We start from the raw sequence: 23273 nt of genomic DNA on the forward strand, positions 1-23273 counted from the left end.
GTTCTCTTGATATGGAAGATTCAGAAATAATACTAGCTAGTCTGTCCGGAGAGGATAAACCCGGTGTAACAGCGGCTCTAACTGCCGTATTGGCAAAACATAACGCTAATATTCTTGATATAGGCCAGGCCAACATACACCATTCGCTGTCATTGGCAATCATGTTTGAAGCCAGGAATGCAGGTGAGGTAATCAAAGATCTCCTTTTTAAAGCGACAGAAGTGGGTGTTATCATCCGCTTTTCTCCAATCAGCAAAGAAGAATATATGCGTTGGGTATGCCTCCAAGGCACAAAGAACCGCTATATTGTAACCATGTTAGGGCGTACATTAAATCCCAGCCAGATTTCTGCTGTAGCACAGATAAGCCAGAAATATAAGCTCAATATTGAAAAGATAATAAGGTTAACAGGCCGTGTTCCGCTGGAAACGGAAGAACGTCCCAGCCGTTCATGTATAGAACTGGCAATACGGGGTTCGGTAGACGATGTGCAGCAATTGAAGCACGACTTTATGAAACTGGCCGATGAGCAAGGCATTGATATAGCATTCCAGGTAGAAAGTATGTATCGCCGCATGCGCCGTCTGGTTTGTTTCGATATGGATTCCACCCTTATTCAGACAGAAGTTATAGATGAGCTGGCAGAGCGTGCAGGTGTAGGCGAGGAGGTGAAAGCTATTACAGAATCGGCTATGCGCGGTGAGATCGACTTTTCCGAAAGTTTCAGGAAAAGAGTGAGCCTTCTGAAAGGGCTGGATGAATCCGTGATGAAAGATATTGCCGAGAATCTTCCTATAACAGAAGGGATGACCCGCCTTATCCGTATATTGAAAAAGAGTGGCTGTAAACTGGCTATCCTTTCAGGAGGATTTACCTATTTTGGTAATTATCTGAAAGAGAAGTATGGTTTCGATTATGTATATGCCAATGAGCTTGAAATAGAAGATGGTAAACTTACCGGAAACTATGTGGGCGATATTGTTGATGGTAAGCGCAAGGCTGAGTTGTTACGTTTACTGGCTCAGGTTGAGAAAGTAGATATGCGTCAGACTGTAGCAATCGGAGACGGAGCCAATGACTTGCCTATGCTGGGTATTGCCGGACTGGGCATTGCTTTTCATGCGAAGCCCAAAGTGAAGGCAAATGCGAAACAATCGTTGTCTACGGTGGGATTGGATGGTATCCTTTACTTCCTGGGATACAGAGATTCTATGCTTGTGGGTGAAGAGTAATTTATAATAAGGAATTCTATATGTAACCGTCTATTATATAATGTAATAGACGGTTATTCATTTATATCTGTATAAATGCCGGGGAATCCTATTATTGTGTATTCGATGTTAATATTTAATATCTCAGAGGAGCTATCTTCCAATAACCATTTGGTTCAATATCAACTTTCACAAGCAAATGTTTGAGCTGTAAGGTCGGTAAAAGTAAGGAGCCTTACGTGGTTATTGGCGGTTATAAATGCCCAGAACACCCTATAAATAACTCCTCCTTGATATTTGTCTTAATTGTATTTTATTCTGTGATATGAGTTTTGTGTGCCTTGTAAAAAAAGAACTAAAATTCTAGATAATCACATGTTTTATTGTGTAAATGTAACGCAATTTGTTTTGTTATAGAAAATATATAAACAGATTCTTTAAATATTTAATAATATCCGGTTAAATGATACATGTATTTGTACTTTAAAAGAACGGGCTTTTTAGGTATACCCGTTCTCATCCTTTTATAATTGGATTTATTTATACATCTTCTCTCTCAGAGCTTTTATGTCATCAGAGGTAATATAATCGTCATAATCCATAATCTTGTCGATAGTGCCGTTCGGAGTAAGTTCTATCACCCTGTTACAAACCGTTTGTATGAATTCATGGTCATGCGAAGACATCAGTACATTACCTTTGAATTGTATAAGTGTATTATTAAATGCTTGTATCGATTCCAGATCCAGATGGTTCGTCGGAGAATCCAGCACAAGGCAGTTTGCACTCTTCATCATCATGCGGGCAATCATACACCGCATTTTCTCTCCTCCCGACAGCACTTTTGTATTTTTGAGTACCTCTTCTCCGGAGAATAACATCCTGCCTAAGAATCCTTTTATGTAGATTTCACTGGTGTCGTCCGAAAATTGGGCAAGCCAGTCGATCAGGTTCAGGTCATTTTTGAAATAATCGCTGTTGTCCAAAGGCAGGTAAGCAGGTGTAATAGTCTGTCCCCAGCTGAAAGTTCCGGTATCGGGTTGTACATAATCGTTTATGATTTCGAAAAAGGCAGTCATTGCACGCGGATCTTTCGACAGGAAAATGACCTTATCCTCTTTCTCTATATTGAAGCTTACATTGTCGAATAGTTTTTTACCCTCGATAGATTTACTAAGCCCGTTTACTTCAAGTATCTTATTTCCCGGCTCTCGGTCGGGGCTAAAGATGATACCCGGATATTTACGGGACGATGGTTTTATTTCCTCGATGTTCAGTTTTTCAATCATTTTTTTGCGGCTTGTAGTCTGTTTCGATTTTGCTACATTGGCACTGAAACGACGGATGAACTCTTCCAGTTCTTTTTTCTTTTCTTCAGCCTTTTTGTTCTGCTGTTGTTGCTGGCGCAGTGCCAGCTGGCTCGATTCGTACCAGAAACTATAATTGCCGGCAAACATGGTTACTTTACCGAAGTCAATATCCACTGTATGGGTACATACCGAGTCGAGGAAGTGACGGTCGTGCGATACGATGAGAATCGTATTTTCTGCATTTGCAAGATAATTTTCCAGCCACATCACAGTTTCTATATCGAGGTCGTTGGTAGGCTCGTCGAGCAACAGGTTGTCAGGGTTACCGAAAAGTGCGCGGGCAAGAAGTATCCTCACTTTTTGCTTAGCGCTTATATCACCCATTATCTGGTAATGTAGTTCTTCCGGGATACCCAGTCCGCTAAGTAGCATGGCTGCGTCGCTCTCTGCATTCCAACCTTCCAGTTCTGCAAATTTTTCTTCCAGCTCCGAAGCTTTAATCCCATCGGCATCCGTAAAGTCTTCTTTAGCATACAATGCGTCTTTTTCCTTCATTATGTCCCAAAGTACTGTGTGTCCCTGTAATACTGTGTCCATTACAGACTGACTATCGAAAGCAAAGTGATCCTGCGCTAATACCGAAAGCCGCTCTCCGGGGCCCAGGGAAAATGTTCCGCTGGTTGCATCCTTTTCACCACTCAGTATTTTCAGAAAAGTGGATTTTCCCGCACCATTGGCTCCGATTATACCATAGCAATTTCCACTTGTAAACTTCAGATTCACATCTTGAAATAATACGCGTTTACCGAATTGAATACCTAAATTTGAAACTGTTATCATCTTTATTTATATATAAATAATAAAAGTATTTAATGCAACGATAATAAATTATTAACTAATTGTTGCTATACACATGAAAGTAATAAACAGGTCTGTGACCTTAGCTTATAGATAAACCTGTTATGAAATCATAACCATAAATCGGGCGCAAAGGTACGAATTTTTAGCCTGACTTTATAATCGGCAGGTGTTAATAGTGGGTTAAATTGCATTTTATGCTAAATTCGCCGGCCTGTTTTTATAAACCGTGCCTTGCCTGAATGGGCAAGAAGATACAATCAGGCGTTTACCAATCAAGAATAGACGAAGCAAAGGCAGGTCTAAACCGGTGTAGCCAGATGTAAAAGGGTTGCTCGATAAGCGGCTCGTAGCCTGCAAATCGCGTGAACACAAGAACTTAATTTATCACTAACCAGCCTACAATGCTTTTATAACAACCGATTTCCTGATTTCAGGCGTAACACTGAATATCCTGTTTTGCATACCGTCCCAAGCCTCTACCGTAATCCTGTTGTCCACTTTACTGCTCACATACTTTTCAAAGTCGTACAGGTAAGAAAACTGTGTAAGGTATTGCGATTTATTCAGCTCCTTGGCCACTTCGGGATAATATCCCACATTCCAGAACATGCATTCGGTATATCCTCCTGCGTTTGTAAACCGTGTAGCCTGATCGCGGAATACCATTGTTTCGGCTATGAAGTGTTTATAGGCTTCCGACAGGCTTTCTTTGGTGTGTTCAAACTTTCTGTTGTTGATTTTCTTTATAATATATCCGGGGCGGATACCAGCCTGATAAGCAGGAGAGTTCATGTCCACATCCTTAACAGTAACCAGATCGTCAGCATCGAAGTACATACCTGTATAGTTATACCGGTTGAAATCTACTTTATATTCCGCTTTTGTTTTTGATGCCGAGTAAGGGAACTGTTTCAGCATAAGCGGAGTATGTAACCTTACATATTCTTCCAATGTATATTTCGAAGAAAGATAATCCTTTATGTTGCAGTCCCATATCTGTGTCAGCTTCGATGGATTGATATATTTCCGGTCGTAGAAGCTGAATCCGTATTCCACTATATATTGGGCTGCGTTGTCTGCGTTCGGTTCATCAGGATCGAAGACAGGCAGTAATACCATTTGCTGTTTGTCTACATCGAACCGCCATGTTCCAGGTGCATAATTCGGATTGTTCAGTCCGGTGAATTTCGTATTCGGCTCATAGCTATAATATGCCTGCACTACGATATCGGGGTCGGATGTGTCCCGTACAAGGCCTTTTGCTTCCAGGTCTTTTGCCAGCAGGGCAGTTATCTGGCTATCGATGGCAGGTACCGGTTTTCCGTCTTTATAGAAATCGTAGGTGTGGTAATCGTAAAAGTCTACATCTTTATCCGGCTGCACATGTAATGGCAGCGAGAATTTCCGTTCGCTTGTATTTTCGAGGCTGTAAAATGAAAATATTTTTGATAGTTCCATTTCACTTACCGAGTTGGTCGCTATACATTTGCGGGAGAGGGTGTATTCTTTGAAATACGCGTTCATATTCCGGATGGTGAAGACGACTGTTGGGGCGTACATGTCTTCGAACAACCAGTTGGCTATTGTCTGGTTATCACGCAGGTAAGTGGCTTTCCCGTTTATTTCCATTATGATGTCGTCTACTTTGATACCTGCTCTCTCGGCCGGAGAGTTTGGTTCTACCTCTGTGATAATCAGCTCGCCGTATCCCCAGTTTTTATTTTCACTTACATCGAAAGTAAATCCAAAATAGCAGTTTTTGTCATACACTTGCGATTTTGTACTATAAGTGAATAGCGTAAAAAGTAACAGCGTAAAAAGTATTTTTTTCATTTTAGGTATAAGAATTGAAAAATTTCAAGACGCAAATATATGATTTTTTTCGTGAATAATCTCATTTGTAACTCTGTAAGGTGCCTGTAAATGACGCAGGTCAATTTTTTTTTGTAACCTGACATTTTGATGAAAGGAGGTGGGATATAAGCCTCTTTGCCCTATATAGATAATTTTCTTTCAAAATCTTTATCCATTACAACCCGAATCTTTTATTTCAGGTATATGTCACATTTGATAAAACCTGTGTCACCTGCCAGTTCGGATGAACAGCCTCTTTAGTTTATTTAACAGTATTATTGAAGGGAGATGTTTTAAAAAATTTAAATTTATCAGTTCTAATACCTAATAATATGAAAATAAGAACGATCCGCACTTTGTTAATAACGGTAACAAGTCTGACCATTATTGTTTCCTGTGAAAAAAAACAGTCTGTAGTACCTGAATATATAGTCGAGGGTATCGCCGATTCGACCTATAATGGGCAAAAAATCTATCTTGTCGACCATAACAGGGTGGGAAATAATAAGATAGACAGCGTTTTGATAGATAGTAACAGATTTGTATTTAAAGGAATCGCAGATACTATCCGGTATGCCGGAGTATTCATTGAAGATGCTGCATATGTACCGTTAATATTGGATAAAGGACGAATAATTGTTAATTTAAAAGATGGCATAGCGTCAAATACTCCATTGAATGATGCATTGACAGATTATAATAAGAAAACAGGTGAACTGTATAAGGAAAGAGAAAATATCTATACGGAGCTAAAAAATAAAATTAAGGATAAAGATAAATTCAAGGCTGAGTTCGATAGTATATTTAGTAAAGTCTGGACTCCCAAATATATGGACCTGATGGAGAATACATTCGATGCTAACACAAATAATGTTATCGGGTCTGTTGTATTGTACGAGATGTCGATGTGGATGCGTACAGGTCAGATAGATACTGCCGTGGCTAAATTAAGTAAAGATATTGCTTCTTTGGAAATGGTGAAAAAAATTGTGGAAACAAACGATGCCCTGAAAAAGACTGCTGAAGGTCAGAAATTTAGCGACTTTACAATAGAGCAGCCTGATGGCACAAAAGTGTCGCTGTCGGATCATGCGGGAAAAGGCAAATATATATTGGTAGACTTTTGGGCTAGCTGGTGCGGCCCTTGTCGTGGGCTGACTCCGGAAATAAAAGAACTGTATAGAAAATATAGAGGAGATAATTTTGAAATAGTAGGAGTGGCTGTATGGGATAAGCCGGAAGATACGGAAAGGGCCATTGCAGAAGATAAGATAGAGTGGCCTCAAATAATAAATGCGCAGGAAATACCGACTAAAATCTACGGAATAACAGGCATCCCTCGTTTGATATTAATAGCTCCTGATGGAACGATAGTAGCACGTAATTCTACCGGATGGAAGGATTTTAAAGAAATAGTATTAAATAAATTAGGTAAGAAATAATTGAATAGGAAAAGAGGAGTACGAGGAAATACTCCTCTTTTCACTTCTATTTCGATACGGATTGCCTGTATATGATTACTTTAGCCGGTACATCGTATATTTCCATTACAGGTTCGTCTTTTTTATAACCCGCCGTTTCTATATATTTGGTCAATGCCGGATATACTTTCATTATTCCTACGATTGTCGATATCATCCCTTTATTGGGAAATTCTCCCACAATATAGTTGCCTTTAGGCAACACTTTAACTTTGAATCTGTTTGAGAGCACTACCATCTGCATGCTATCGGGGTACGTATCGAGTATACAACCGATTTCTGAGCGGAGTTTACTTTTTTCTACTTGTTGAGGATTGTCATAATACATGCCTGCCCCCTTTGTTGTTCCGATTTTGTAATCGTTGAGCAACGCATAATAAATGCTGTCCATTACCACCGGGCTTTGGCTATAATCTCCTGTGACATTTTCATAGACGAATACTTCTCCACCAGCCTCCTTCACTTCAAAGTTAACTGTTCTGAATCCACCGTAATAAGCATAAATAGCAACCAGGAGGATGATTATTCCGAATATGAGAGCCAGTAAGATTTTAACGATCTTTTTCATAGTTATTTTCTCCTTATAAATTAATGGTATAGTATTGCTTATCATCATTAAAAGTAAAACCGCAAGATAATAAAGTTTTACATGAAGGGATGTTTTCTTTTTCGGGCTTCACTACAATTTCCATAGCTCCTTCATGGCTTTTGATTTTATTTATCAGAGCCTTTACAATTGCCTTTCCGTATCCCCTGCCCAAATAGCTGCTCTCTCCTATAAGGTAATCTATACTGTAGGTTCTGGCGGGATAACTCACTGTGTACCATTCTTCCTGGGCATCGAAACAATCATAATACTGGCAGAAAGCAAATGGAGTGTTTCCGTCATAAACAATGTAATGATTCAGGAAGCCGAATTCACCTTCTCTTTCTTCTATTTCTCTGATCCATTCATCCGGCTCATGATACCATTCTAATATATATTCCTTATAGAGCCATTGCTTTATCATTGGTACATCTTCATCCCTTACGGGCTGAAGAGTGATCGGGCCTTGTTTATTTTCTCTGGTCATAGATGTTTATTAACCGGCTTAAAGATAAAACCTTTCTGAAAGAAAAATGCTCCGGTCAGAAAAACCAGAGCATTTTATAATGGTTTCCTTTAATGATTATTCCTTTATTACCACTTTCAGGTTCAATTCATCCAATTGTTCCTGTTCAAGGACAGCTGGCGCGTCGATCATTACATCGCGTCCCGAATTATTTTTAGGGAACGCAATACAGTCACGGATGCTATCCAACCCTGCGAAAAGAGATACCAGGCGGTCGAGGCCAAATGCCAGACCTGCGTGCGGAGGCGCTCCGTATTTGAATGCATTCATCAGGAAGCCGAATTGAGCCTGAGCCTTTTCTTCAGTAAACCCAAGTACATGGAACATCTTGTTCTGCAACTGGCTGTTGTGGATACGAACCGAACCACCACCAACTTCAACACCATTGATCACCATGTCGTATGCATTGGCACGTACAGCCCCCGGATCTGATTCCAGCAGAGGAATGTCCTCTTCCTTCGGGCTGGTAAACGGATGGTGCTTTGCAAAAAAGCGCCCCAGTTCTTCGTCTTTTTCCAACAGAGGGAAGTCGATGACCCAAAGGCAATTAAATTTATTCTTATCGCGGAGTCCCAGTTGGTCTCCTACTTCGAGACGAAGTTCGCATAGCTGTTTCTGTGCCTTTTCAGTTTCACCGCATATGATAAGGATAAGGTCGCCCGGTTCTGCTTGACAGCGTTCCGCCCATTTTTTCAGGTCTTCGGCTGTATAGAATTTATCTACGGACGATTTCAGAGAGCCATCGGCTTCGTAGCGCACATATACAAGCCCTTTAGCCCCGATTTGCGGGCGTTTTACATAATCGGTAAGTGCATCGAGCTGTTTGCGGGTATATGATGCCGCACCTTTGGCACAGATAGCTCCTACATACTCGGACGAATCGAATACGATGAAATCTTTACCTGTGGTCAGGTCTTTGATTTCCACGAATTCCATCCCGAAACGAGTATCCGGTTTATCCGAGCCGTAATATTTCATCGCGTGGGCATATGTTATTCGAGGAAAGTCGGGGATGTCTATACCTTTTACCTTTTTGAACAGGTGCTTGGTCAGTCCTTCAAACATATTCAGTACATCCTCCTGATTGACATACGACATTTCACAGTCTATCTGGGTGAATTCCGGCTGACGGTCGGCGCGAAGGTCTTCGTCACGGAAACATTTCACAATCTGGAAATAACGGTCAAATCCCGATACCATCAGCAATTGCTTGAATAGCTGAGGCGATTGCGGAAGGGCATAGAATTCTCCCGGATTCATACGTGATGGCACAACAAAGTCGCGTGCACCCTCGGGGGTAGAGCCTATCAGTACCGGAGTCTCCACTTCTATGAACTGGCGTTCGTCCAGAAAACGGCGTGTTTCGAAAGCAATTTTATGACGCAATTCCAGATTTTTGCGCACAGGACTGCGGCGTAAGTCCAGATAGCGGTATTTCATGCGCAGGTCGTCGCCACCGTCGGTTTCATCTTCGATAGTGAAAGGCGGAACTTCCGATGTATTCAGAATAACCAGCTTGTTGACGATAATTTCTATCTCGCCGGTAGGTATATTCATATTCTTGCTCGAACGTTCCTGTACAGTACCTGTTACCTGCAATACATATTCGCGTCCGAACTTATTCGATTGTTCATACAAATCTGCATTTACATCTTTGCTGAATGCCAGCTGGGTAATCCCATAGCGGTCGCGGAGATCGACAAAGGTCATTCCGCCACCAAGTTTACGCACTTTTTGTACCCATCCCGCAAGGGTTACTTCTTTATTTACATCGGCAAGAGTCAGTTCTCCGCAAGTATGATTTCTGTACATAATTATAAATTTAATGTGCTAAAATGCCAATTAGGCAATATGCCAATTCGAACAGTATTACTCATTGGCATATCGGCATATTGAGTTATTAGCTCATTGGTATTTTTAATATATTTTCTTTATTACATCCACTGTCAGGCTTTCTACTTTGCCTTCTATTGCTGTTACAAATGCTTTGAAATGTGCACTTGCATTATGTTCATCAATAGCTGCCTGCGATTTCCATACTTCGAGTATCGTGTACTTTAAAGGGTCTTTACAATCCTGATGTAAATCGTAAGATACATTTCCTGTTTCTTTGCGGGTTTCATCTACTACGGTATGGAATACCTTCTCCAACTCTTCCTTATATGCAGCTTTTACTACGATAACGGCAACAATTTTCAGTTCCATCATAACCTTTTTTATGTATTATTTGAGGTTACAAAAGTATGTATTTTATTTGTGTTTTACAGATTACACGGATATAAAATCATCTTTCTTTAAAGATAAAAGTCCCTGAAAATAATGCAGGAACTTTTACTCTTTCTATAGAATCTATATTCTAATATACCAGCTTCATTTTTATCACTTCTTTTTTCTCTATCAAATCTTTCGATGCTTTCTGGTATGTTTTGAAGTGGTCGGTATTGCCATGAAAGTCGATTGCTGCCTGTGATTCCCATTCTTCCAGAATAATAAACCTTGTAGAATCGCTGGTGTCCTGGTGTACGTTGTAAGAGATACAACCGTCTTCTTCCTGACTGCCTTGTACTACAGCCTGGAATATAGGAAGTATATCTTTTATAGCTTCGGGTTTAACGGTTATGATAGCAGCTATTTTTAGTTCGTCACCGGTTCTTTCTTCAGCCTCTAAGTCTCTTTTTATAACGATCGTATCGTCCTGGTTAGTCTCTGCTTTTTGGTTACAACTAACGATACATAGTAATCCTAATAATACGATGAATACAATTTTTCTCATGATTTCCTTTTTTGTATAATTATTTCTTATTTAGTTGTTTGTTTATTTCGGTTTCAAGTTTTCCTTTCTCCATCAATTTTTCATATTTTTCTATGTTACTGTCTTTTTTGAGATATCCCCTGTTTTTTCTGTAAAAGGCGATAACTGTTTCCACCCCTGCCTTTGTCCCCTGCAATGCATCTTCCGAATATCCGTTGTCCAGCGAATATTTAGCCCATCCGGCAGTGAAAGGCATTATCAGTTCAGGATTGATTTTGATGAAGTTCATCATAAAACCGGCATCCATTTTTAAATGTACATCGGGTGTCCCGGTCAACCAAGCCATAAGAAACGCGTTTGCTTCCTGCCGTTTGTTTGCCTCCTTGCCCAGGGATGTTTGCAGGAGCCAGCCTATCGTCTCTTTTATCTGTGGCTCGTAGGCCTTATAAGACTCTTTATTTTCGAACTTATAATTCCTGGGAACATTATAGTCCTGTCCGAATGCATATATACAGATAAAAAAGGCCAAAACCGAAAACAATAGCTTCTTCATATGTGTTAGATTTATATTTGATATTAATAATTTAAGTGTTACAAATATAGGGAATGGTAGCAATAATGGAAATGGAAGAGCGAAAAAAAGTGTAGACTTTCTGTCTTTTATCCGATTTTATATTTAACTTCGCCATAACCTTATGTAGTTAACACAAAATTACACAAGCAGCACAAATGTTTAATTAAAGTAGAAATTCAATGAAAAAGTATTTAGCAGAAATGATCGGAACTATGGTTCTGGTTCTTATGGGGTGTGGAGCCGCGGTATTTGCGGGAACCGGACAGCCGTTTGCTTCGGTAGGTACACTTGGTGTAGCATTTGCCTTTGGATTGGCTGTATTGGCTATGGTTTATACCATTGGTAAAGTTTCGGGTTGCCATATCAATCCGGCAATCACTCTGGGCTTGTTGTTATCTAAAAAGATATCGGCTAAGGATGCAGGTCTGTACATGATTTTCCAGGTGATAGGGGCTATTGTCGGTTCTGCGATATTGTATGTGCTGGCAAAAGACTCAGGTTCAACAACAACCCTTACAGGAGCTAACGGTTATACCGATCTGCTACCGGCATTTGTTGCTGAAACGGTCTTTACATTCATCTTTGTTCTTGTTGTTTTAGGTGTGACATCCAAAGGTGCCAATAATCAGTTTGCCGGTGTTGCGATCGGCCTTACCCTGGTTCTGGTGCATATCGTATGTATCCCTATTACTGGTACATCGGTAAACCCGGCACGTAGTATCGGTCCTGCTATTTTTCAGGGAGCAGAAGCTCTGTCCCAATTGTGGCTGTTCATTGTAGCTCCGTTCTTAGGCGCTGCCATTTCGGCCGTGGTATGGAAAGTTATTGATACAGAACAAGAGTAAGCATTATATATAGTTATAGAGCTTCCGGATTTCCGGAAGCTTTATTGTTCTTTTACATTTTATATCTTTTAGCAAACCAATGTGTCTATATATAAAATTAAGCAAAAACACATTACTCTGTTAAATAATCTTTTAGATATTGTTAATTCCATAAATTTGTCTTTTATTTGCATCGTTAACGCAAGTTTATTTAAAAACCTTCTAAAAACTTTTAGCCTATAGAATAAACATTACTCTTTTTAACTTTAAAATATAAGAGATAATGGATACATTAATAACCATGACTGACGAACAGTTGGTCACCGATTATTCTAATGGTAACAATCAGGCATTTGATATCCTACTGTCACGACACAAAATCAGTGTCTTCAATTATATCTATTTCACTGTGCGAAACAGGGAACTGGCAGAAGATATCTTCCAAGAAACTTTCATCAAGGCTATCGTAACTATCAAACAAGGCCGCTATACGGAGACAGGAAAATTCCGTGCCTGGATCTCACGTATTGCGCATAACCTCATTATAGATCATTTTCGTCAGGAAAAGAATGAAAACACAATCTCCAATGATGAGGCTCCGGTCGATTTGTTGAATAATCCGCTGCTGTGCGATGGTACGATAGAAGACGAAATAATTCGTGTGCAGATAACATCGGATATTCGCAAACTGATCTCATATCTGCCCGATAGCCAGCGTGAAGTACTGGAAATGCGCTACTATCAGGATTTAAGCTTTAAAGAAATAGCAGACCATACGGGAGTGAGTATCAATACCGCCCTCGGGCGCATGCGTTATGCTATTCTCAATATACGCCGCATGGCGGAAGAAAATAACATCATACTGACGATGTAGGTATTGTAGTTTTTAAGTTATAATGTTTGGAAGTGTATAAGCATCCCTGTGTTTGGGATGCTTATTTTTTGTTTTATGCCAGAATCATCTCTATCAGCGCCAGTTCTTCACCCGTGAAATGCGAATTATCCGTTGCTTTCAGATTATCTTTCAGTTGGTTCAAAGAACTTGTGCCTACAATAACAGATGTAACATGTTTGTTGTGCAGCAACCACGCCAAAGCCATTTCGGCAAGTGTTTGTCCACGCTGGCCGGCAAGGTCGTTCAATGCCTTCACTTTCTTTATCACCTCAGGTGTGATTTCGCTTTCTTGCAGGAAGCCGTGACTTTTGTGAGCGCGCGAAGTTTCAGGGATACCATTCAGGTATTTATTTGTAAGTACACCCTGAGCCAGCGGGGAAAAAGCGATAAAGCCTACGCCATATTTTTCGTTGATGTCCATATGCTCGTTTTCCGGTTCGCGCACAAGCATGCTGTATTTATCCTGATAGATAAGGCAAGGCACATGCTGCGACTTCAGTATATTGTATGCCTGAATCAGTTTTTCAGGCGGGTACTTCGATATCCCTACATATAAGGCCTTTCCCTGGCGCACAATGTCTACTAATGCCTGCATAGTCTCTTCCACTGGGGTTTGCGGGTCGTAGCGGTGCGAATAGAATATATCGAAATATTCCAGTCCTGTACGCCTCAGGCTTTGGTCTATACTGGCCATGATATATTTGCGCGAACCTCCGTCCCCATAAGGTCCGTCCCACATTAGATGACCTGCTTTGGATGAAATGATGAGTTCATCACGGTGCCCTTTCAAATCTTTAGCCAGTATCTTACCGAAGTTAGTTTCTGCACTTCCCGGAGGTGGTCCGTAGTTATTGGCCAAGTCGAAATGTGTAATGCCACTCTCGAAAGCATGTAAAATCATGGATGTAGCCATTTCGAAGCTATCCACATCACCGAAGTTATGCCATAAGCCTAATGAAATTTCGGGTAATTGTAACCCGCTGTTTCCACAAAAATTGTATTTCATGATAAATCGTTAATTTGTTGCTGATAAAGTTAATAGAATTTTTGTTTAACATAAATACGAAATCATATTATTATTTATAGTAACATGCCATTTATATATTTTAACGGTATGTAGTTAAAAAGTAACAGATATATCAGTTAACAGTAAACAGTAAACGGTGAACAGTAAACAACTCGTATCTCGTATCTTGTCTACTCGTAACCCGTAATTGCCCGAAGGGCGAAGTAACTCGTAACTATATCAAAAAAGTTACAAAAGTTACACTTTTTCCACTATTTTCTATCTGTTCCTTTTTTCTCTCTCTGTAAGTCCCCCCAGGGGAAACAACGTTCGGCGGAGCCAATTTAGGGGGCTCCTTCAATATTTCAAAGAGCTATCAGCTAAAGGCTATCGGCTCCGACTATATAGATAAAGTTTTTTCAGTTATCCGCATATTTCTTTTTAATAAAACGGAAAAGTAATCAGAGTCATTAGCTGGATTCCCCATATTCAAAAAAACTTCAGAATCGATATTTAATTTTATTCCAGCGTGTAAGACTTAATATGTATAAAGCGTTTTAAGGCTTGTTTTATAAAGCAGTCTGTCGTGAGGCAGGCTGTTTTATTTTTTATTTCTTCAAAAAAAACACAAAATTGCCGTCTATACTTGTACTATATTTTATTTACACATTATAGATTTTTTATTTAATGATTTCTATTAGGTTGGTATTACATCCACATTTGTCTATTTATCTTTATCTTCATGTTAGTGTAATACCGTTTATATAACATAATAGCTTCATTCAATAAGCCTGTCGTGATGACAGGCTTATTTTATTCCCATGTCTGCCCGAGATCAGGTTTTCATTATTATTATTTTCCATCTTCAAAAATTCTTCAAAATGTGTATTTACTTTTACCCTAAATAGTTTTTAATAAATGTATGACATTTAAAGTTTGTTTTAAGGAGAAAGGCCTGTCGTGATGACAGGCCTTTCTTTACAGAAATATTCTGAAAGGAGTCTTAGGCGGTTCCACTTTTACTTACAAAGCCGCAGGAAATCCTCTATAATACTTTCATCTGCACCTAATTCTTTAGCCTTTAGGAAATCTTCTCTGGCCAAGCGTTTTTCATATTGGGCAAGTCTTAGCTGTCCTCTCAGGATATAGATAGGCGCACCGGCATATCCGAGCTCAAGCGCTTTCTTTATGTCGTTTTCAGTGCTGGCCAGCTTATTCAGCCTCAAGTAACATTCGGCCCGGTTATAATACAGGTCGGCGTTCGACTTATGTTTATATATCAGGTCGGTATACATCTCTTCTGCTTCTTTCCATTCCGACCTGCGTTTCTTTATAGCTGCAATACCCGTTTTACCGTTCAGGTTTTCGGGGTACAGTTCTATAATTTTTTCAAAGTCTTCTTCTGCCGCAAAAAGATTTTTATTGCTGATATGAATCAGTCCCCTGCGGTATAATGCTTCTAAATCTTTCGGGTTGCTTGCAAGTATCGTATTATAGTCTTTCAGTGCGTCGTCGAACCTGTTCATCTCACAATAGAGGGCGGCCCTGTTGTGACGGATAAAGGGTGTATCCGGATATTTCTCAATGGCTACGTTGTATGAGATTAAGGCCTCGTCAAGTTCTCCCAGATTACGTTGTATAGTTCCCAGATTAACCATCAGCATAGGGTTATTCGGGTTAGTGGGTTCTTTTCGCAAGGCGGCCTTCATTGCCTGCTCTGCAGCGGCATAATCATTTTGTTCTACATAGTCCATGGCACGGCTTACCATATCTTCATATGTCTGGGCCGTCAGGTTAAGGGAAAGAGTTATAATAAATACAAGCAGGAGTTTCTTTTTCATCAACAGATATTCATTTAATTATTCATCAGCAAATGTACGTCTTATAAACTGACTTTGTCAAAACATATTGTCTAAAAAGAATTAAAAGAGGTGATGAAGTGATTATAAACAGTATCAGAACGGATATCCCACCGCAATATGCCATGCTGTATTTTTCTTGATTTTAAAAGGTTCCGAAATTGGCCATCTCCTTGTCGCAGGATCGCCCGACGGGTTATATGCTTTCCAGCCGCAATCGAGGCGGATAAGCACATAATCGAAGTCGAAACGGAGCCCAAGTCCCCATGCAACTGCTATTTCCTTATAGAACTTATCCACTTTAAAACTGCCTTCTTCCTGTTTTTCATATTCTTTTACAGTCCATATATTCCCGGCATCGATGAAAGCACCTAATTCCAATACCCAGAACAGTTTGCTGCGGTATTCGATGCTGGCATCGAAACGGATATCTCCCGAATGGTAATAGAAATTGTCCTTGTCGTTGTCATCGCCGGTTTCAGATGGTTTAAAATAATATGAACCTGGTCCCAGCTCCCTGACAGACCATCCTCTTACACTATTGGCTCCCCCTGAGAAAAAACGTTTTTGTATAGGTATCTGCTCATTATTGCCATATGGATAGGCAATGCCTCCTCCGACATGCCAGGCAAACGAATTTTTCTCATCCACCTGATAGGTCTTGCTATAATCAACCGTGCCCTTGACGTATTGGGCAAAATTAGTTCCGAATATCTGCTTAGAACCCATTTCGTTTGGCTTTGCTTTTGCAATAGCCGCTGCAAGAGCCAGCACATTGCCGGCAGTCTCTATAGATGCACGTATAGAATAGACCGGTTGGTTCCGTCTGGTGGGGCTGGCAATATTCGACCGGGAAAATGTATATCCCATACTCATAATAAAATGGTCATTGAAACTATATTGCTGGGCGGCAGCCGACAGGTTATTGTAAAACGCAGAATCTAATGAACTTTGAGGCAAATGTACATAACTGATATCTATCAGATCGAATATATGCCGGTTTAAAGACAACCTGCGGTCCTGCCATATATATTTCACTCCTCCCGACAGGACTGTACGAGTGAAGAATTTCGGCCTTCGCTGGAATGTATAACTTGTATTGAATTGTGTAGAGGCATGTATGCTTCTTTTAAAATCACGTTTGAGGAAGGGGAACATAAAACGGGGAAACGTAAGGGTCGTTTCTCCTCCGATCTCAAAATAATTCTTATAAAAGCTGGAGAAATTTGGTGTAATAGCTTCGTAAGCGCCGCGCAAACGGGCACTGAATTGTTCCGAACCTTTAAATGCATTCCGGTGCAGATAGCCCACTCCCGCGCCCAGGCCAAAGAAGCCTCCCGAATTGGTGCCTTCCACTTCTGCCGAGATTCCCTGTTTTTTGTCCGGTACACAGGTGATTATGCAGCGCAGGTCGGTAGAGTCATTCTCCCATGTAATATTTACGTTTTTGAGAATCTTCAGTTGAGATAAGGCGCTGTATGTCATTGCTGTCAGGGTTTCGTTATACAGGCTTCCCGGGGTAATATAGCAATTGTTGAGTATTACATTCGGTTTTATATATTCCCCTCTGGGTCCGTATTTTATTTTATAACCGCCTCTTTCGTAAACCGTTGTTTCCTTATACTGGCTCAAATCGCCGTCCTCCAGGGGATTATAATCAACATACAACTCTACTGCTTTTACCCTGTATTGACGATGTGGTACGGTTGTGGTCTGTCCATCGGCAGTACCCTGCATAAAAGGGAATATAGTAAGATCCAGTTCCACATTATTTTTGCGCAATGTTGTATCTGCTTCAAAGCCAATATATTCTTTATTAAAAGCAAAATAACCCGCTCTTCTGAAAATAGAAGAAATCCGGTCCCTTTCCTGATCGAGCATATCGAGGTCGAATATGGAATTTTTCTTTACCAGGCTGTTTCTTCTAAGTATGGTATCTATACTCAGCGGAGGATGTATCATCCCGTTCTTGTTTTCATTTCTGCGTGAGGGAGGCGTTATCAGTATCGGATTGGACATGACACTGTCGTTTACATCTATCCTGTAATTGCTGATCCGGAAAGGCTCTCCTGCTTTTATATCGTATGTTATCTTTGCGGTCTTTTTATTTAAATCGATGATAGGTGTTACTTCTGCATTCAGATAACCTTTGTTAGTCATTATCCTTTCCAGATTATTCACGGTCAGATGTACCATCGAACTATCGTAGAGTACAGGCGGATCTCCCGCATGTATCAATGTCCGGCTTATCCATTTGGTAGTATCAGTCCCGGCCAGATTGTAAATGAAAAGTGGCAACTTAAAGATTGAAAAAGTCTTAAAATTTGGTTTTTGCTTTATATGAGTTTCCATTTCATAGGTGGGTATAACTTTCTTATCACTCTTCACAACAGCGCTCTCCAGCAAATATTCTCCGTCGGGAACAAATTTTGTGGAACTGCAAGATTGAACTAGAATAGCGCAAAAACTGATAACAAGCGCAGAAGCTATTATTTTATACCTCATTGGAAAACTAACAGATATAGTATTTATCAAATGAACGACAAATTTAGGGTTTTAATTGTTTCTTTTTGTAGTTTTGTCCTAAGAAACTGTTTAAATTTTAAAAAAGAACCGGATATGAGACTACATCATACAGCTATCTGGGTGGCTGACATTGAAAAAATCAAATCATATTATATCAGTCACTTCGGTGCAACAGCCAATAAGTTATATGTAAACAAAACAAACGGATACAGCAGCTATTTCCTTACTTTCGGTTCCGGTTCGCAACTGGAGGTGATGCACCGTGCCGATATTCCTGATAACCTGAATGATAGCATCGCTCAGTATAAGGGGTATATCCATCTGGCTTTTGCCGTAAATTCGGGGCAGGAGGTGGATGACAAGGCAAAAGAATTACAGGAAGCAGGCTATCCGGTACTGCGGGGGCCACGGATGACCGGAGACGGATATTATGAATTCGAAACGTTAGATCCGGAAGGAAACCGTCTGGAAGTCCTGTTTAAATAATTCCGGAAAATCTGATAAGTAATTTTATAGCAATGAGTCTAAGTAAGAGTAAGTTAAAATATATACGCTCGCTGAAAGAGAAAAAGTTCAGGACCGAATATGGCACTTTTGTCGCCGAGGGAGATAAACTGGTAAATGATTTACTACCCTATATGAAGTGCCGGCTATTGGTGGCGCTGCCCGGCTTTTTATCAGAATTGGATGTAACGGACATTGAAGAAGTAACGGAAGTGAACGAAAGCCAGCTGGCGCAAGCCAGTTTTCTTCGGAATCCGCAACAGGTGCTTGCTGTTTTCCACCAACCGGAACATCAGGAAACTGTAGATATTAATAACCAACTCGTACTGGCCCTCGATGGGATACAGGACCCCGGAAATCTGGGGACAATAGTCCGTCTGGCCGATTGGTACGGGATAAAACACATATTTTGCTCGCACGACACAGCCGATATCTACAATCCGAAAGTTGTGCAGGCAACAATGGGGGCATTGGCTCGCGTTATCATTCATTGTGTCGATTTAGCCGGTTTTCTTGATAGTAATAAACACATTCCGGTTTACGGGACATTATTGGACGGCAGGAATATGTATGAACAGGATATTACCCCGCATGGCATTATTGTAATGGGAAATGAGGGCAATGGTATCCGTCCCGATATAGAGAAGCGGATTACCAAGAAACTTTATATTCCGGATTACCCCGGAGGAAATACTACATCCGAGTCGCTGAATGTGGCGATAGCCACAGCAATAGTATGCGCGGAGTTCAGAAGGAGAAGTAAATAAGGTGCAGAACCTTTATTTCAGCATATTTATATTATAGCTCTTTGTAGGGAACATCTGGCTTAATGTCTTTTTCATACTTTGTTTTTCCTCCGGTGTTGCCTGAGAACATACGCGGACAATTTCGTCGATCTTCGTTTCAGCTATAACACTGAGTAATACCGAAGACGGACGGGCATCATATAACTTCCGTACATCACTGATCGACTCTATAATGCGTATCCTGCCACGCGACGCATTTGCCGCCATCTCATCCAGCCCCGTGCGATGATAGTCATACCAGAAATTATGGAAAGGAGACGAGCTTTCTTCTGTAAGTGCCAAAGCTAAATCATAGCGGTTATTATTCTTCCCGGAGAAGGGTTCCCATCCTTTCGCACTTAAAGATTGCGACATATTAGCTATCTCCATGGCCTTACTAAAATAAGGTTTGCCGCCATTCAGGGAAAAGGAATCGAAATCGAGACCGATAATAATATAAGCATAAAACGAGATTACGGCAACAAGGTTGTTATCGACCGACGTGCTATTAAAATTCAGTGACAGGCCGGAGGTATAGTTAAAGTCAAATTGCGTATCCCGGTAATTTATCAGCGAAGTTACATAGGACGAATTGTAAACCGGACGCTGGGATGTAATCTGTATTTCCGCGGTATAGTTATTTTCCGGAGGAGAAAAACTCGTTACGTTTATACTTACATTGCAATTTATACGCTCATTCCTGCTGAAATTGGTATCTGTCCACTTCTGTTCGTTTAATAACTTATTAAGTTCAGACTCCAGCGAAGAGAACAGCTGTTTATCGACAGAAGGAACCTGCTGCGTATTTATAGTCAGCTTCGCGTTCAGCTCTTGCGCCTGCAAAACGGAAAAATATACGGCAACCAGTAAAAAAGACAGGATAAACCTTTTCATTTATTCCAAATTATAAGTTATACTCAATACCCTGAACTCTGTACGGCGGTTTACCTGATCGGCCGTATCTTGTTGTTCAGGCGGCAATTCCTGTATAAATTGCTCGGTTAAGACCTCTCCTTCTTTCAGAAAATCATATTTCTTGACAACCGCTTTGGTTACGGTCTTGGGCTGGGTTTTCCCTTTACCGGCAGCAGTCAAGCGGTCTTTGGCTATACCATTTGTAATCAGGTAATTGACCACCGACTCAGCTCTACGCTGTGACAACCTGTTATTATATTCATCCGAACCTTTACGGTCGGTATGCGCTGACAATTCAATAGTTACATTCGGATTCAGATTCAGTAAATCTATCAACCCATCCAGTTCCTCTTTCGATTCGGGGCGTAAAGTAGCTTTATCAAAATCATAGAATATATTCTCCAGCACTACAGGCTTGTTTATCGGAGTCAGAATAAAGTCGACAAGATAAGTGGAGTCCTTTTCCATCTCCACAGTCTTCAATGACATGCGGGTATTCAGATAATTTGTGCCACTGGCAAGGAATACATAATCAACACCCTGCGCGACATCGAGAGTATAAGTCCCGTCATTCTTACCCGGAAACTTTTTATTCGTTCCGTCGCGGCCTACGACGCGGATAGTGGAATTGGTGACAAACTCGTCATCGGTATCTACTATATAGCCCTCTACAAGTGTTTTGATTACAGGATATTCGAATGAATAGATATGATCGAGACCTTTCCCGTCGCCGCGGTTGGAACTAAAGAACCCGCTTTCCCTTTCTCCCTCGAAGGTGATACCGAAATCGTCTGCCTGTGAATTGACCGGAGACTGCATGTTTTCCGGACTCCATCGTCCGGTTGCAGAATTATATGATGCCTTGAATATATCCAGACCTCCCATCCCCGGGTGTCCGTCGGATGAAAAGTAGAGAGTGGAATCATTGCGCAGATAAGGAAACATTTCGTCTCCTGCCGTATTTATATCCGGCCCGAGGTTTTGGACAGATTCTACCAGGTCGCCGACTAAAGTTGCTTTCCATATATCTTTTCCTCCATATCCACCTGTCCTGTCGGATACAAAATAAAGTACATCTCCCGTCGAATTTATCGTAGGGTGGGCATACACACTGAGAGTATCCCTCCTGTTTATTTCCAGTTTGGTACCGGCACCCCACGAGCCGCCCGAACGTTGTGATACATAGATACCCGGGAAGAATATTCCTACCGAATCGGGAACCGGAGTATGCGTATAATACATTGTTGTCCCTGCTGTGGTAAATGATGGTGTTCCTTCATCCGATTCGGTATTAATAGACGATTCTACACGCTCTACCTTCATCCAGTTACCGTTTTCGTCTTTACGGGACATGAAAATGTCATTTAGTTTCGCACCTGTTATTCCACTGATAGTATCGCCCGTGGCTTCTTTGCGATTGGATGAAAAATAAACCTGGTCGTAATCGGGAGGCAGTAGCATCGGGCTGAATTCGCCTCTGTTGGAGTTAAACAAGTCCATACGTTTGACGGGATGTAATGTAGGCTTGGCTTTCCATAACGGGGCCAGTCTTGTACCTTCCAGTCCATTCAGGGCAAATTGATTTTCCGGATATAGTTGAAGAAATTCCTGATAATATTTTGCCGCCTGTTTATAGTCGCCTGCCTTGTGAAGAGAACGGGCATACTGAAGAGTGACCGTACTGTCATTTACCTTGTAGCGTATAGCATTGGCATATGCTGCGTTTGCCCTCATCGGGTAATTTATAAGACGATAGCTTTCAGCCATACGGAGAGCCACTTCACCCCGGAGTTCACGTTTCTTGGCGGGTGTTTTACGGTATATTTTACGGTACATATCGGCAGCAACAAAGTACTCTCCCTGTGCAAATTTTTTATCGGCATCTTCCAGTTTCACCGATTTGCACGAAGCTAAGTATGCGAGTAATATTATCGAACTTAATGTATAGTAAATATATCTTTTCAAGATGCTTTTAAGGATTTCAAGATTTCATGTTTCAAAATACAGATTTTATAAATCTTGAAATTTTGAAATTATATAATACAAATATAACTCATTTATCCTTTTAATATTGCTTATGACAGTGAGAATCATCATGTTTATTAACTAGTCCTCCCCCTTTAGTATGGGAAGTTTCAGACGGTATTTCGTAGCCAGTACTCTTATCACAACCACAAACACAGCCGTAGAGATTTCTATTACAGCCAGATCCACATTCAGATAATGAAGGACGCTAAACAAAATTCCTCCCAGGATACAGGCGACAGCATAAAGTTCCTGTGTGAAAATAATAGGAACTTCATTTATCAGAATATCGCGTATCATACCTCCTACAATACCTGTGATAGTGGCCATAGACACACATACCCATACCGGATAGTCGAGAGCGAAAGCCTTTTCGTAACCTACTACTACAAATAGTCCCAGCCCGATGCAGTCGAACCAGAAAATCGTATTGTTAAGATGTACCAGAAATTTACGAAAACACAGTACAACTAGAAAGGCAAACAATGTACACCATATATAGCGGCTGGCCTGTGTCCAGAATATAGGCACATCCAGCAACAAGTCACGCAAAGTACCGCCTCCGGTAGCGGTGACGAAACCGATAACTATTGCTCCGAACCAGTCGAACCGTTTAGCCGAAGCCAGACGGATACCACTGATAGCAAATGCAATTGTTCCCAGAAATTCGATTATATCGACAAGCTGTATTTTCGCAAGGTCATCAAAGAGAAACATGGTTTTTAAGTGAAAAGTTATGAGTGAAAAGTTATAAGTTTATTTGCTGATATGCAAATAAG

General features: G+C 40.8%; 20 protein-coding genes. 6 read left to right on the forward strand and 14 right to left on the reverse strand.

The window, feature by feature from the left end:
• Positions 1 to 11 precede the first annotated feature (11 nt).
• Positions 12 to 1232, forward strand: a complete 1221-nt coding sequence (gene serB, locus ACYQ3L_RS12335; RefSeq protein ID WP_379997010.1) for a phosphoserine phosphatase SerB — start codon at positions 12 to 14, stop codon at positions 1230 to 1232.
• Between the two features lie 515 nt (positions 1233 to 1747).
• Here the strand turns inward: serB and ACYQ3L_RS12340 are convergent.
• On the reverse strand, positions 1748 to 3361 hold the full coding sequence (locus tag ACYQ3L_RS12340) for an ABC-F family ATP-binding cassette domain-containing protein (protein WP_379997012.1): 1614 nt from the start codon (positions 3359 to 3361) through the stop codon (positions 1748 to 1750).
• A 417-nt stretch (positions 3362 to 3778) separates the two neighbouring features.
• On the reverse strand, positions 3779 to 5215 hold the full coding sequence (locus ACYQ3L_RS12345) for a PDZ domain-containing protein (protein ID WP_379997014.1): 1437 nt from the start codon (positions 5213 to 5215) through the stop codon (positions 3779 to 3781).
• Positions 5216 to 5568: 353 nt separating this feature from the next.
• On the opposite strand from ACYQ3L_RS12345, the gene ACYQ3L_RS12350 reads away from it, so the two are divergent.
• The gene (locus ACYQ3L_RS12350; protein ID WP_379997016.1) at positions 5569 to 6678 is read left to right on the forward strand and encodes a redoxin domain-containing protein; all 1110 of its coding nucleotides are present in this window, start codon (positions 5569 to 5571) and stop codon (positions 6676 to 6678) included.
• 46 nt (positions 6679 to 6724) lie between these two features.
• Here ACYQ3L_RS12350 and ACYQ3L_RS12355 read toward each other — a convergent pair whose 3' ends face one another.
• From ACYQ3L_RS12355 to ACYQ3L_RS12380, 6 genes are all read right to left on the reverse strand, one after another.
• Entirely contained in the window at positions 6725 to 7285 is a 561-nt protein-coding gene (locus ACYQ3L_RS12355; RefSeq protein WP_379997018.1) for a GyrI-like domain-containing protein, read from the reverse strand.
• A gap of 13 nt (positions 7286 to 7298) precedes the next feature.
• Positions 7299 to 7790, reverse strand: coding sequence for a GNAT family N-acetyltransferase (locus ACYQ3L_RS12360; RefSeq protein ID WP_379997020.1), 492 nt, complete (start codon positions 7788 to 7790; stop codon positions 7299 to 7301).
• 96 nt (positions 7791 to 7886) lie between these two features.
• A complete protein-coding gene (aspS, locus tag ACYQ3L_RS12365; protein ID WP_379997022.1) occupies positions 7887 to 9641 on the reverse strand; it encodes an aspartate--tRNA ligase in 1755 nt (584 codons plus the stop codon).
• A gap of 105 nt (positions 9642 to 9746) precedes the next feature.
• Complete coding sequence (locus ACYQ3L_RS12370) at positions 9747 to 10037, reverse strand: putative quinol monooxygenase (RefSeq protein WP_379997024.1); 291 nt, start codon at positions 10035 to 10037, stop codon at positions 9747 to 9749.
• A gap of 148 nt (positions 10038 to 10185) precedes the next feature.
• On the reverse strand, positions 10186 to 10602 hold the full coding sequence (locus ACYQ3L_RS12375) for a putative quinol monooxygenase (protein ID WP_379997026.1): 417 nt from the start codon (positions 10600 to 10602) through the stop codon (positions 10186 to 10188).
• Between the two features lie 19 nt (positions 10603 to 10621).
• Complete coding sequence (locus ACYQ3L_RS12380) at positions 10622 to 11134, reverse strand: hypothetical protein (protein WP_379997028.1); 513 nt, start codon at positions 11132 to 11134, stop codon at positions 10622 to 10624.
• A gap of 200 nt (positions 11135 to 11334) precedes the next feature.
• Between ACYQ3L_RS12380 and ACYQ3L_RS12385 the strand changes: the two genes are divergently transcribed.
• Both ACYQ3L_RS12385 and ACYQ3L_RS12390 read left to right on the forward strand, forming a co-directional pair.
• Positions 11335 to 12000: an MIP family channel protein gene (locus ACYQ3L_RS12385; RefSeq protein WP_379997030.1), complete on the forward strand. Its 666-nt coding sequence runs from the start codon at positions 11335 to 11337 to the stop codon at positions 11998 to 12000.
• 262 nt (positions 12001 to 12262) lie between these two features.
• Positions 12263 to 12853, forward strand: a complete 591-nt coding sequence (locus ACYQ3L_RS12390; RefSeq protein ID WP_379997032.1) for a sigma-70 family RNA polymerase sigma factor — start codon at positions 12263 to 12265, stop codon at positions 12851 to 12853.
• Positions 12854 to 12926: 73 nt separating this feature from the next.
• Here the strand turns inward: ACYQ3L_RS12390 and ACYQ3L_RS12395 are convergent, their stop codons facing one another.
• From ACYQ3L_RS12395 to tamL, 3 genes are all read right to left on the reverse strand, one after another.
• The gene (locus ACYQ3L_RS12395; RefSeq protein WP_379997034.1) at positions 12927 to 13880 is read right to left on the reverse strand and encodes an aldo/keto reductase; all 954 of its coding nucleotides are present in this window, start codon (positions 13878 to 13880) and stop codon (positions 12927 to 12929) included.
• A gap of 1019 nt (positions 13881 to 14899) precedes the next feature.
• Complete coding sequence (locus tag ACYQ3L_RS12400; protein ID WP_379997036.1) at positions 14900 to 15721, reverse strand: tetratricopeptide repeat protein; 822 nt, start codon at positions 15719 to 15721, stop codon at positions 14900 to 14902.
• 114 nt (positions 15722 to 15835) lie between these two features.
• Positions 15836 to 18244 carry a translocation and assembly module lipoprotein TamL gene (gene tamL, locus ACYQ3L_RS12405; RefSeq protein ID WP_379997038.1) on the reverse strand — a complete coding sequence of 803 codons (2409 nt, stop codon included), beginning with the start codon at positions 18242 to 18244 and terminating at the stop codon, positions 15836 to 15838.
• A 114-nt stretch (positions 18245 to 18358) separates the two neighbouring features.
• Here tamL and ACYQ3L_RS12410 point away from each other — a divergent pair, with 114 nt between their 5' ends.
• Both ACYQ3L_RS12410 and ACYQ3L_RS12415 read left to right on the forward strand, forming a co-directional pair.
• A complete protein-coding gene (locus tag ACYQ3L_RS12410; RefSeq protein WP_379997040.1) occupies positions 18359 to 18751 on the forward strand; it encodes a VOC family protein in 393 nt (130 codons plus the stop codon).
• A gap of 32 nt (positions 18752 to 18783) precedes the next feature.
• The gene (locus ACYQ3L_RS12415; protein ID WP_379997042.1) at positions 18784 to 19536 is read left to right on the forward strand and encodes a TrmH family RNA methyltransferase; all 753 of its coding nucleotides are present in this window, start codon (positions 18784 to 18786) and stop codon (positions 19534 to 19536) included.
• 12 nt (positions 19537 to 19548) lie between these two features.
• Here the strand turns inward: ACYQ3L_RS12415 and porD are convergent, their stop codons facing one another.
• From porD to ACYQ3L_RS12430, 3 genes are all read right to left on the reverse strand, one after another.
• Positions 19549 to 20448, reverse strand: coding sequence for a type IX secretion system protein PorD (gene porD, locus ACYQ3L_RS12420; protein WP_379997044.1), 900 nt, complete (start codon positions 20446 to 20448; stop codon positions 19549 to 19551).
• A complete protein-coding gene (porE, locus tag ACYQ3L_RS12425; RefSeq protein ID WP_379997046.1) occupies positions 20449 to 22434 on the reverse strand; it encodes a PorE family type IX secretion system protein in 1986 nt (661 codons plus the stop codon). It abuts the gene before it with no gap.
• 141 nt (positions 22435 to 22575) lie between these two features.
• The gene (locus ACYQ3L_RS12430) at positions 22576 to 23211 is read right to left on the reverse strand and encodes a trimeric intracellular cation channel family protein (protein ID WP_379997048.1); all 636 of its coding nucleotides are present in this window, start codon (positions 23209 to 23211) and stop codon (positions 22576 to 22578) included.
• Between the last annotated feature and the right edge of the window lie 62 nt (positions 23212 to 23273).

The organism is Dysgonomonas termitidis (genome assembly GCF_054657735.1).

Bases quoted from the DNA above. Each gene is read 5' to 3' on its own strand.
- ACYQ3L_RS12340 (WP_379997012.1), bottom strand. From the start codon at position 3,361: ATGATAACAGTTTCAAATTTAGGTATTCAATTCGGTAAACGCGTATTA.
- ACYQ3L_RS12400 (WP_379997036.1), bottom strand. From the start codon at position 15,721: ATGAAAAAGAAACTCCTGCTTGTATTTATTATAACTCTTTCCCTTAAC.
- ACYQ3L_RS12430 (WP_379997048.1), bottom strand. From the start codon at position 23,211: ATGTTTCTCTTTGATGACCTTGCGAAAATACAGCTTGTCGATATAATC.
- aspS (WP_379997022.1), bottom strand. From the start codon at position 9,641: ATGTACAGAAATCATACTTGCGGAGAACTGACTCTTGCCGATGTAAAT.
- ACYQ3L_RS12375 (WP_379997026.1), bottom strand. From the start codon at position 10,602: ATGAGAAAAATTGTATTCATCGTATTATTAGGATTACTATGTATCGTT.
- ACYQ3L_RS12410 (WP_379997040.1), top strand. From the start codon at position 18,359: ATGAGACTACATCATACAGCTATCTGGGTGGCTGACATTGAAAAAATC.
- tamL (WP_379997038.1), bottom strand. From the start codon at position 18,244: ATGAGGTATAAAATAATAGCTTCTGCGCTTGTTATCAGTTTTTGCGCT.
- ACYQ3L_RS12370 (WP_379997024.1), bottom strand. From the start codon at position 10,037: ATGATGGAACTGAAAATTGTTGCCGTTATCGTAGTAAAAGCTGCATAT.
- ACYQ3L_RS12355 (WP_379997018.1), bottom strand. From the start codon at position 7,285: ATGAAAAAGATCGTTAAAATCTTACTGGCTCTCATATTCGGAATAATC.
- ACYQ3L_RS12415 (WP_379997042.1), top strand. From the start codon at position 18,784: ATGAGTCTAAGTAAGAGTAAGTTAAAATATATACGCTCGCTGAAAGAG.
- ACYQ3L_RS12385 (WP_379997030.1), top strand. From the start codon at position 11,335: ATGAAAAAGTATTTAGCAGAAATGATCGGAACTATGGTTCTGGTTCTT.
- serB (WP_379997010.1), top strand. From the start codon at position 12: ATGGAAGATTCAGAAATAATACTAGCTAGTCTGTCCGGAGAGGATAAA.
- ACYQ3L_RS12360 (WP_379997020.1), bottom strand. From the start codon at position 7,790: ATGACCAGAGAAAATAAACAAGGCCCGATCACTCTTCAGCCCGTAAGG.
- ACYQ3L_RS12395 (WP_379997034.1), bottom strand. From the start codon at position 13,880: ATGAAATACAATTTTTGTGGAAACAGCGGGTTACAATTACCCGAAATT.
- ACYQ3L_RS12380 (WP_379997028.1), bottom strand. From the start codon at position 11,134: ATGAAGAAGCTATTGTTTTCGGTTTTGGCCTTTTTTATCTGTATATAT.
- ACYQ3L_RS12345 (WP_379997014.1), bottom strand. From the start codon at position 5,215: ATGAAAAAAATACTTTTTACGCTGTTACTTTTTACGCTATTCACTTAT.
- ACYQ3L_RS12350 (WP_379997016.1), top strand. From the start codon at position 5,569: ATGAAAATAAGAACGATCCGCACTTTGTTAATAACGGTAACAAGTCTG.
- porD (WP_379997044.1), bottom strand. From the start codon at position 20,448: ATGAAAAGGTTTATCCTGTCTTTTTTACTGGTTGCCGTATATTTTTCC.
- ACYQ3L_RS12390 (WP_379997032.1), top strand. From the start codon at position 12,263: ATGGATACATTAATAACCATGACTGACGAACAGTTGGTCACCGATTAT.